At 34.2% G+C, this 1,333-nt stretch carries 1 protein-coding gene; it reads left to right on the top strand.

Annotated features, from left to right (window positions below):
• Positions 1–1,204: reverse transcriptase domain-containing protein (locus J2S17_RS28735; protein WP_307480815.1), on the top strand; the 1,204-nt coding region annotated here is incomplete at its 5' end.
• Positions 1,205–1,333: the final 129 nt, after the last annotated feature.

Raw genomic sequence — 1,333 nt, 5'->3', positions numbered from 1 at the left:
GGAACATCCAAAAAAAGGAACTCCACAAGGTGGAATTCTCTCACCACTGTTATCAAATATTGTGCTTAACGAACTGGATTGGTGGATTGCTTCCCAATGGGAAGAGCTACCAGCAAAAAGTAAATCAGCACGAGTAATTGATAGGCGAGATAAAGGAAAGGGCATTGACAAAGGCAATAAATACAAAGAGCTGCGAAAATCTAATCTCAAAGAAATCTATATAGTCAGATACGCTGATGACTTCAAGATATTTTGTCGAAAACGAAATGATGCAAATAAGATTTGTCATGCAGTCACGCAATGGCTAAAAGAAAGGCTTTCGCTTGATATTAGCAAAGAAAAATCGAAGATTGTAAATCTGAAAAAACATAGTTCTGAATTTCTTGGATTTGAAATGAAATTAGTTCGGAAATCAGATAAGGATGTAGTAGAATCTCACATGAGTAAAAAGGCAATAAAAAAGGTGGAAAATACTCTGAAAGAACAGATTAAAAGAATACAACATCCCGCTACTGACAAAGAACAAGTAAAGGAAATCGGAATTTACAATTCAATGGTAGTTGGTATTCACAATTATTATAGTAAAGCAACGCTCATAGCATTTGATTGCTCAAAAATCAATTACATCATAAGTAACTGGATAGATAATAGGTTGAATACAACGAAACAAGGAGTAATTTATAACAAGTATTTATCGAAAAAGTATGGGAAAAGCAAGCAAATACGATGGCTGAATAATTGTCCTATCATACCTATAGGATATGTGAAACATAGTAGAGCCATATCCTTAAGAAATGGTATTTGTAAATTTAATTCACAAGGCAGACAACTTATACACAAATCACTTAACTTAGATGTAGGTGTGCTTACCCAACTTATGAGAAATCCTGTACAGGATAGGTCGATTGAATACAATGACAATCGAATTTCCAAATATACTGCACAATTAGGGAAGTGTGCGGTCACAGGAACAATACTTTCATGTGAAGAAATTCATTGCCATCATATCAAACCAAGAGCAGATGGTGGTACAGATAAGTTTCAAAACCTAATTATTGTCCATAAAGACATTCATAGACTGATTCATGCGACATCGCATGAAGTAATCAATAGAGTTATTAAACAATTTCAACCTACTCAAAAACAGTTTGAAAAAATAAATGAATTAAGAATACAGGTCAAAAATGGTGTTATTACAGTTTAACTTGAAAAATATATAGCAAGTAAGAAAAAGATTGATGGAACGCCGTGTGCGGTGAAAGTTGCATGCACGGTGTGGAGCGAGGGAAAACTTGGAGATAGTTTCAAAGAGTTACCTATCGCTATTCGATTT

It is taken from the genome of Cytobacillus purgationiresistens, from assembly GCF_030813235.1.
GTDB lineage: Bacteria > Bacillota > Bacilli > Bacillales > Cytobacillaceae > Cytobacillus > Cytobacillus purgationiresistens.
This window is presented reverse-complemented; position numbering and strand designations above follow the sequence as displayed.